General features: G+C 62.3%; 1 protein-coding gene. It reads right to left on the bottom strand.

What is annotated here, in order from left to right:
* Nucleotides 1-6851, bottom strand: a 6851-nt coding sequence (locus tag DQ393_RS34280) for a hemagglutinin repeat-containing protein (RefSeq protein ID WP_432421988.1), incomplete at its 3' end; no start/stop codon positions are given.
* Nucleotides 6852-10643: the final 3792 nt, after the last annotated feature.

Genomic DNA, 10643 nt, shown 5'->3' with positions numbered 1-10643 from the left:
GCCGCCTGCAAATCCGCCTGCGTCTTATACTGCTGGCGCAGGATGTTCTGCAGGTCCGGCAAGCCGGGCAGCGAGGTGTTGGTGTTGTCCGTATCGCGGCGGATCGTGCCGATGTCCTGCACCTGGTGCGCGGGATCGGTGATCGTGATGCCGATATTGCCGCCGATGGCCGAATAGGCCTTGCCGGTCTCCTTCTCGCCGGCCTTGACGGGCGGAGCGATGGTGAGCCCGCTAGTGCCGATCCCGCCGCCATAGGTTTCGGCCTTCCAGGTCGAATGCGTGTCGATATCCGCAACCGTCAGGGTGCCGGTGGAGAAGGAGTTCTTGTCCGCCGTCGCCTCGCTGGTAATCAGCCCACCGACAAGCGACGTCTGACCTTTGACATCGATGTTGAGGCCGCCGGTGCCTGCATGGATGCCCGATTGTTCGGAGACGAGCACCGCATCGCCCTTGGCCTTCTGCACGGTGCCGGAGACGCCGGTGTTGCCAAAGCCGATCTGGCCGGAGACATTGAACTGATCGGCCTTGGCCTTCTGCGTATCCAGCTGGCTTTCGATCGTCAGGTTCTTGACATCGATCGCAACCGAATTGCCGGCAACCGTCGCCCCCTTCAGCGCGAGATCGTTGGTGACGATGGTGACATCGCCGGTGCCGTTCACATGCGTGTTCGTATGGCTGGTGCCGGAGGTTTCGGAGCCACCCTTGCCGTAGGAGGCGTTGACCCCCACGCCGGTCTCCTGGCAGCCGCCCTTGCTGGTGCAACCAAAGTTGACGCCGACGCCCACGCTCCAGGATTTGTTCGAGCTGGTCGAATCCGACGTGCCGGTGGCGGCGTTGAGGTTGATGTCGCCATTCGCCGCCGACAGGAAGATGTCGCCGGTCAGCGGGTCGCCGGAAACCGTGGGGATGCCGTTCTTGTCGTAGCCAGCCAGGATCTGCGCGCCATCACTGGTGATGGAGCCCTTCTCGGCCTCCATGGTGATCGAGCGACCGGCGCGAATATCCGTCACCACCGGGGTCGAGGACGACGAGGACCAGCTGCTTTCCTGATGATTGACACCGGCATTGATGCCAATACTGAAGGAAAGCCCCTTGCCTGCATCAAAATTCTCCGAAGCGGCCTTTAGATCCTTGTAGGCCTGATAGAAACCGAGGCCGGCAATGGCCGTATTGGTCAGCGCATTGACGCCGCCGCTGTCGGAAAGGCGCTCGGCCGAGTTCATGATGCTTTGGGCCGCCTTGCCAATCTGGCTCGTCACCGAGATAGTCACACCGGCAAAGGTCTTCTCATGCACCTCCTCGTAATTGGTGACGTCGTTGGCCGAGAGCAGATTGATATTGTTCTTGGCAAAGAGATTGACGTCGCGCTCGGCCGAAGCGCTGGTCGCCTGCAGGTTGACATTGTTGCCTGCCGAGATGTTGAGATCGCGGCCCGCCGCCAATGTCGATACCGCATTGGTATCGGACTGCTGCGCCTTGCTGTCCTTGGTTGACTGCGCACCAATACCGATCGAGAAGCCGCCATTGCCGGCGGAAAGTGCAAGACCGAAGCCGGACTTCTTCTGCTGCTGGGACTGTGACGAGCTTTCGGCGCCCGGGGTCACATTGACGTCTCGGGCCGCCGACAGGTTGATGTCACGATCGGCACTCACGGACGAACCCATGATATTGAGATCGGTCGTCCTTGCCGTCAGGTTGACGTCTTGACCAGCCGAAAGCGTCGAGCCGATATTGTCCGTGGAAGATTGCTGGCCCTGCTTTTCATTCTTGCCGTAGAGCGAGATGAAGCCGCCGCCGGAGCCGACGAAGAGGCCGGAATCCCTGCGCTTGCTGTCGGACTGGTGGTTTTCCTGCGCGCCGATGATCGAGACGCTTTCGCCGGAGACGTTCAGCGAGCCATCGGCATTGACCTTCGAACCGACAATGGCCGCCGCCTTGCCGGCATCCAGATTGACATCGCCCGAGGCTGAAAGCTGCGAGCCGATGGTCGTCTCGTTATAGCCGTCATAGCTCGAGCTGCCGCTGCGCAGGAAACCCTTGCGCTTGGCACTGTCATGCTCGGTCTCGGTGTCCTTGCCAGCGGTGACGATCAGATTGCCGCCGGTCTGGACATTGAGATCAGCAACATGCGTATCGTCGCCAGCCGTCACCTTCGAGGCGGAGACCGTGGTGTCGCCGCCGGAAATGATCGTCACGCCGTCCTTGCCGGAGAGTGACGAGCCAGCCGCCGTCGTGGTCTCGAGATGACCGGAGGCATTCTCCTTCGTCGAACCGAAGAAACCGCTCTTCTTGCTGGAGCTTTTGACATCGAGGGTTGCGCTGTCGGTCGCTTCAGCGATGGTGACGTTCTTGTCGGCCTGGATACCCAGCAAGCCTTCGGCGGCCATGGTCGAGCCGATGACGTTGATGTCGTTCTTGGACTTGGCGACCAGATCGCCACCCGCCGTAATCGTCGAGCCATTATGTGTCAGCTCGGACGAGGAATTTTTGCCGAACGTCGAGTTCGACTGGCTCTGAGACGTGGTGACATTGATGTCGCCGTTCGAGGTCAGGCCAACATTACCCTTGGCCATCAGATCGGAACCAGAGATCAGGACACCCGTGTTGGCGTTGACCCCAGCGTCACCGCTTGCGGTGATCGCGAGGTTGCCGCCGGCCGAGAGCTGCGAAGCCTGCTGATCGGTACTGGTCGTCTTGGTGTAGCCGTCGTCGGTGCGACGGGCGACATCGGTGGAGACGATATTGACCGCTCCATTCGTAGCAGTCACCGAAAGATTCCCACCCGACTTTGCGGAGGATCCGATGATGTTGACGTCATTATTGCCGACGATGGTAAGATTGCCGCCAGCGGTGACACGGGCGCCCGTCGCATTCTGCTGGCTACCATTATCAACCTTGACAGCAGCAAGGTTGACATTGGTGCCGGAAAGCTGGGCATTGCCGCCTGCGACGATCTTGGTGCCCTGCAAGCTCAGCGTACCGCCCGCGGCGATCTGCAGATTGCCGCCAGCCGACACGCCGGCATTGGTGTTGACGACATTCTGGCCGCCGATGGTCATCGTCTGAGCGGCAAGCGTAATGCCATTGGTGGCATTGAGGTTCATGTTGCCGCCGGCGAGGAAAGTGCCGCCATTGGCCTTGATCTCGGTCGCATTGATGGTCATGCCATCCGCTGCGGCAATCGCACCGGAATTGTTGACAGAGCCGGCATCGATGCTGACGCTGTTGCCGGCAATGACGGCGCCGCCTGCATTGACTTTCGCCTTATCAGCGGCCGAGAGATAGACGACCGGCACCAGCACCTGCGCGCCGTCGACGATCTGCGTCTGGTAGATCACCATCGACTGGGTCAGCGATGCGGCCTGCTCCGGCGTCAATGCTTGCCCGAGAGCAAGCCCGTTCGCCTCGGCATAAGCGACGCCGTTGTCGAGCAGCGTCTTCATCTGGTCGGTGGCATTGTTGCCGGGGATGAAGGATCCCGCGCCAAGGCCATCGCCCACCAGCTGCCGCATCTGTTCGTCTACCAGCTGATTGTCGAAATAGGCGTCGCCGAGGAAGGGAACCTTGGTCTCCGGCGTATAGCCAACTCGGCCGATGAAATAACTCGAGCCGTAGAACTTCGACACGTCGAGGAAGGCCGCCCGTGTCTCGAACAGGAAGATCTGGCCCGGCACCGTGCCGCCGACGCCGCCCGATTGCGGCTTGGCAAGCGAGGCGAGTTCCGCGCCATTGACCTGCAGCACCTGGGCAAGATTGCCGCTGCTGCCGAGAGCAGCGGTGAGCTTGCCCATCAGGCTGTTCGGACTGATCGCAGCGCCGCCAGTCGTCAGGCTGCCGGAGCTGATCGAAGGGCCGCTGGCGAGCGTCACACCATTGCCGCTCACCGAAGCGCCGACGTCTGCCGTCAGGCCGCTGCCGTTGGCCGTCGGGCCGCCGGCGATCGTCGTGCTGACGGTTGCCAACGATGGACCACTACCGACGCTCGCGCCGCCATTTGAGGCGAAACTGCCTAGCGCGGCATTGACGTTGAACAAGGCGCCGCCGGCCGTCATGCCATTCAGGGCCGACAGAGGATCGCTCGATGTCGAAGGCGCACTGACGGCCGCGCCGCCACTCGTCGAACCGAGCGACGTATTGTTGACCGTACCGAAATTGAGGCTCAGGGCGTGGGCCGCCTTGAGCGTGCCAGCCGCGCCGCCGATAACCTGCGATCCCGAGACGATCGACGTGCCGTTGGCGATATTGCGGGAAGGATCGGCCGTGCCATCGGCGTTGTAGGCCGAGCAGGCGCTCTGAGCGCTACAGGTCAGCATCGTGGTGCGATTGAGGACGACGCCTTCGTTGGTGAGCGTCGATCCCTTGAGCGTCGCATCACCGCCGGCCTCGATCCGGCTGTAGGAATTGGTGAGGTTGGTGGCATCGACCGTGAGATTGCCGCCGGCGCGGATCACCGCCTCGGGGCTCAGCGCACTGGTGAAGCGGTCTTCATAAACCGACTGCGATATGTTGGACGTCGGATCCCAAGTGTAGGTCGTGCTCGTATCCGAACCGTTGCGCACGACCTCATCGACGATGAAATAACGCGAGGGATTGTTGGGATCGAGGATGGGATTGCCGTTGGCATCCTTGGGAACGCGGGCCTTGATCCAGTCGAAGATCGGCCGAACCTCCGTCGGACCACTGCCGCTGACCCAGGTCCAGGCGTGATAGGAGGTGCCATCGGCAAGGGTTGCGACCGAATACAGCAGCGGCTGGTAGTCAGAAAACTGCCCCGGATCGACCCCCGCATAAAGCTGGAACATATTCTGGTCGGTCGATTCCAGATAGGCGAAGGGTTGGCCCGCGACCGCTGGATTGAGCACGAAGGTACCGACAACCGCACCGGAGGAGACCAGCTGACCCGTCACCCAGGTCGGCGTCGTCGATCGCCTGTTGATGAGATTGCTGGTGAGTATCGACATGTCACCACCAGACTGAATGAGACCGGACACATTGGTGACTGCCGCATTGCGCTGACCGGCGGTCGTCCCCTGGATGGTCAACCCGCCATCGGAAACGATAGCGCCCTGGTCATTGGTCAATGTGCCGCCGACGAGGAGGTTGGCGTTGCTGCCGGCAAAGACGAGGCCGGAGGGGCTGTTGTAGAAGTCGCCAGCGACGTTGAAGGTCAGATTGTTGCCGGCGGCAAGCTGACCGGTATTGCCGAGCGACGGCAGGTTGAGCGTCAGGTCATGCGCGGCAAGCAACGATGTGTTGGCGGTGGTGACGAGGCCTGCGGCAGAGATGGCGATGTCGCCGGAACCGCCGGCGACGCGATCACCGTTGCCGGTGACGCTGGAGGTGACGGTGCTGACCTCGGCATTGGACAGATCCGCATTGCCCGACAGATTGAGCGACAGGCCGCCGAAGACGAGATTGCTGCCGGACAGATTGGCGGAAGAGCCGTTGACAATCAGCGTACCGCCGCCGGCAATCCGGCTACCCCGGCTGCCGGAGAGATCGACGACACCGGTATTGAGCGTCAGATTGCTGCCGACACGGGTGGTGTTGGTATAGGCGATGGTCCCGGGCGCCGTGAGCGTGGCGCTGCCAAGGCTCTGCAGGCTGTTGTAACCGATGTTCTGCGTTGCCGTGGCGGCAAGATTGCCGCCCGAAAGCAGAGAATTGGCGCTGATGCTGCCGCTCGAGGCTGAGAGCGTCATCGCGCCGGTACGCTGCAGCATCAGGCTGCCGCCGGCCGCGGCACGGGTGGCGGTGAAATCGACGCCGGAGACCAGCGTGTCGATCGCCATCGATCGGGCGGATAGATTGGCGTTGCGGCTGGCAAGCGATTGGCCGGTGAGCGTGATCGCATTGCCCGCGGTGATCGTCAGATCGCCGTGGGAGACGGCATTCGCGCTGACATTGTTCGCCGCGTTGGCGGTGATGCTGCCGGCAGCAAGAAGGCTGTTGAAAGAGATGTCGCCTGCCGTGGCTAGGAGCGTGAGATTGCCGGTCGGACCAAGAATAACGTTCCCGGCGCCCGATTGGTCCATCGCCGCAAAATCGACACCGGCCGCGATGACGTTGCCGCTGACGGCAGATCCGGTGATCGAGACGTTGCTGGCGCCCAGGAGCTGCCCGTTGATCCTGATTGCGCCAGGACTGGTGGTCGAACCGATTGCGACGACGCCATGGCCCGTGATGTCGCCGCCCGTAAAGGCGCTCGCCGCCACATCGAGATTGCCGGCGACGATCAACGTATTGGCGGTGGCGCTTGCCGCATTGATGGTCAGATCGCCGCTTGCTTCGAGGGCGATGGCACCGTTTGAGGAGTGCGCGGTAGCGGCAAAATCGACGCCCGTGACGGCCTGATTGATCTGGACGGATGAACCGGACAGCAAGACATCGCCCGCACCGAGGAGCTGGCCCGAGACATTGACGCTGCTGCCGGCGGCAAGGGTAATGTCGCCATGGCCGGTCACGGCATTGGCCGCGATGGTGGCCGCCTGCGCGTCGATATTGCCGGCCGATAGCATGGTCTGCGCGGTGATGCCCGCAGAAGCGGTAAGATTCATATCGCCGGCAGTTCCGAGCACTATACCGCCGCCGGCGGCATTGGTGGCGGCAAAGTCGATGCCGGAGATCAGGATCGGGGCGCTGATACTGCCGCCATCGATCGTGAGATCGCCTGCGGCCAAAATCTGGTTGCTGACATCGACATTGCCGACGACATCAACCGTCCCGTGACTGGTGATGCTGGCGGCGATGAGGTCTGTCGCCCTTGCCGTGACATCGCCGGCCGACAGGATGGTTCCAGCCGTGATGTTGCCGGAGGCGGTCAAGCTGGTCTTGCCGGACTGCGCCAGCACGATGCTGCCGCCGGCGGCGTTGGTGGCGGAAAAGTCGATGCCGGAGATCAAGGTCGGTGCGCTGATGCCGCCGCCATTGATCGTGAGATCGCCTGCCGCCAGGATCTGGCTGCTCACATCGACATTGCCGACCATGCCGATATTGCCGTGGCTTGTGACACTGCCCGCCTGGAGATTGGCCGCCTTTGCCGTGATGTCGCCGGCCGAGAGGATCGTGCCGGCCGTTGCATTGCCGGAGACGGTGAGGTCCGTCGCACCGGTCCCTCCGAGCATGATGCTGCCGCCGTTCGCTGCGGTTGCCGCAAAATCCACGCCGGAGACCAGAAGTCCGGCGTTGAGGCTGGCGCCATCGATCGAGAGATTGCCGGCCGACAGTACCTGGCCACTAGCGTCTATGCGACCGCTGGCCTTCAGGTCGGTCCTGCCATGGCTTGTAATGCTGCTTGCCGTCAGATCGATCGCTTGCGCGGTAAGATTGCCCGCCGACAACAACGTGCCGATGGTGAGATTACCGCTCGAAAGCAGCGACACATCGCCACTCGAAGTCTGAACGATGTTGCCGTTGGCGGCAGCCGTACCGGCGAAATCGACACCGGACACGATAGCGCCGGCCGCGATGTTCGGGCCTGAGACACTGATGTTTCCGCCACCAAGGACTTGGCCGTTGACGGTGGTGGTGCCGGCGAGCGTGATATCCTTGTGCCCGGTGATGGTGGCGGCCGTCACGCTGGCTGCGTTGATGTTGATAGTACCGGCGGCTTCCACAGTCGATGCAGAGAATCCGCCACTGAGCCGCGCAGCCAGATTCCCGGTCTGGCCAAGAACGATATTGCCACCGGATGCATCCGTTGCGGCGAAGTCGATACCGGCGACGACAGACTGTGCCGACAGGCTTTGACCGGTGATCAGGACATTGCCGGCCGCGAGAATCTGGCCGGTGATGCTGGTCGCGCCATTCAGCGTGGCATCGCCATGGGCAGTGACGGCATCCGCGCTCACGGCCGTACCGCTGGCCGAAAAAGTGCCAGCCGAGAGCAATGTGCCGGTCTTGATCGCACCGGTCGAAGCAAGAGTCAGATTGCCGCTTGTCGTCTGGACGATGTTCCCATTGGCGGCTGCCGTTGCTGCGAAATCGACGCCCGAGACAATGGCGCCGGCTTTGATGCTCGAGCCAGAGATACCGATGTTGCCGCCGCTAAGCATCTGCTGATTAACGGTGGTTGCCCCGGCGAAGGTGATGTCTTTATGACCTGTGACGGCATCTGCCGTCACAGTCGCGGCATTGACGTTGATGGCACCGGCGGCTTGCATCGTCGACGCCGAAAATCCACCACTCAACTGAGCTGTCAGGTCCCCAGCGCGATTGCCTGCAATCGTCGCGGTCTGACCAACAACGATATTGCCGCCGGCGGCGTTAGTTGCGCCGAAGTCGACGCCCGCAACGACGGTCTGCGCTGCCAGACTTTGGCCAGTGATCAGCACGTTACTGGCGCCCAGGATCTGGCCCGTAACGCTGGTGGCACCCCGGAGCGTCACATCGCCATGCGCCGTGACGCTCCCGGCCGTGATAGTAGACCCGGCCGCATTGAGGCTACCTGCCGAGAGTAGTGTGCCAGTGTCGATGTTGCCCGCGGCGACAAGTGTCAGATTGCCGCTTGTCGTTTGGACGATACTTCCGTTTGCGGCTGCCGTTGCTGCGAAGTCTACACCCGAGACCGCGGTACCGACCTTAATGCTCGAGCCAGAGATGCCAAGGTTACCGCCGCCAAGCAACTGGTTGGTGATATCAACGCGACCGCTTGCGGTCGTCGTGGCGACACCGCCAGCTGCCGTGCCGGAAAGGCTAATATCCTCGTGACCGGTAATCGCATCTGCAGTGATGGACGCGCCGCTGACGTCGATGGCACCCGCAGCCTGTATGGTCGGCACCGCAATGGCGCCATTGACGTTCACCGTCAAATTCCCGGCGTGGCCAAGGACGATATTGCCGCTGGCCGCATTGGTCGCATCGAAGTCGATGCCGGAAACGATGGTCCGAGCCTTCAAGCTCTGGCCGCTGATCAATACGTTGCCGGACGCAAGGATCTGGTCCGTCACGCTGATCGCGCCGCCGAGCGTCATCTCGCCATGGGCCGAGATATTGCCGGCCGTGACCGTCGCGGCACCGGCAGTGAGATTGCCGGCAGAGAGCAAAGTTCCAGCGCTGAGCGCGCCAGTGGCCGTCAATGTCAGATTGCCGGTTCCGGCTGATGGTGCGCCAAGCACGACGCTGCCTCCGGCCGCATTGGTGGCGGCAATGTCGACGCCGGAGACAATAGCGTCCGCCTGGATGCCAGAGCCGGAAACGCGGACATTGCCGCCGCCGAGGACCTGACCGATGATATCAACACTGCCGCTTCCGGCTCCCGCACTGGTGGCGCCTGAAAGCACGATGTCCCTGTGGCCGGTGATCGTGTCGGCGGTGATGGTCTGGCCGGTGGTATTGATCGCGCCGGCTGCAAGCACAGTCCCTGCCTGTATGGCGCCAGCACTGTCGTTGATCGTCAGATCACCGCCACCCGCACTGAGCACGATATTACCGCCATTGGCTTTGGTCGCGGCAAAGTCGACGCCGGAGGCGAGAAGACCGGCGCTGACACCATTGGCGTTGCCATTGATGGTGATATTGCCCGCGCCGAGCAATTGGTTGGTGACGCGCATGCCGCCGTCGATACCGACGTTGCCGTGGCTGGTGAGGTTGTTAGACTGCAGCAAGGAAGCCTGGGCCGTCAGGTTGCCCGCCGACAGCAACGTGCCGACGGCGATGGTGCCGGCGGCAGCTTTTAGATCGAGTGCGCCGGCCGAACCTAGGACGATGTTGCCACCGGCGGCGTTGGTCGAGGCAAAGTCGACGCCGGCCGCGATAGCGGTCGCCTCAATGCCAGCCCCGGAGATCAGGATATCGCCCGCCCCCAGAATCTGACCACTTGCGTTTATCGCCGCGTTGACGGTCAGCCCACCATGCGAAGTAACATTGGCGGCCGTGAGCGAAGTCGCGGTCGCGGTAAGATTGCCGGCTGATTGAATATTCCCCGCCGTGATATTACCGGTCGCACTGGTGTTGAGGCTTCCAGCCGACTGCAGATTGCCAGTGGCAATCGTGCCGCGAGTCGCCGTCAAGCTCAAGTTGCCTGCGGAGCCAAGAACGACATTCCCGCCAGGATCGGCACTGGTGGCAGCAATATTGATGCCGGAAACAACCATGCCGGTGGAGATTGACTGAGCAGTGGCGCTGACATTGCCCTGCGCCAGGACATTACCGGAAACGGCAAGACTATTACCAGCGGTAAGAGCGAGATTGTTGTAGCTCAACAGCGAGGCGGCCGAGATCGAGCCGGCCGTGGCAGTCAGAGTAAGGTCGCCGGTGCTGCTGACAGCACCACCGATCGCGATATCGCCGGAAGTGGCGACAAGCGTCGCTGCACCATTGCCAGCGGTGACGCTGCCGGCGGCAATGCCGCCGCCGGAACTCATCTGAACGGTCGTGCCGCTGTTGACGTCGCCGGAGATGCCGATGAGGCCGGTGCCGTTCGCAAGCACGATATCGCTATCCGCTGCGACCGATTGCAGGGTAATGCCCTGGTCAGCCCGGACCGCGACCTTCTGCCGCGAGGTCACTTTGGCAGCGGTGACCTTCTGTTTCGAGGTGATGGCAACGCCATCGCGGCCAGAGGCATTGCCGATCGAGATCTTGCCGTCGGCCGACAGCGTCAGTTCGCCGGCATTGGCGGCCATGTCACCGCTCATCTTGAC

The sequence above is a fragment of the Martinezella tropici genome (assembly GCF_003287875.1).
Lineage (GTDB): Bacteria > Pseudomonadota > Alphaproteobacteria > Rhizobiales > Rhizobiaceae > Rhizobium > Rhizobium tropici_C.
Note: the sequence above shows the minus strand (reverse complement) of the source record. Positions and strands in the feature narration are given on the sequence as shown.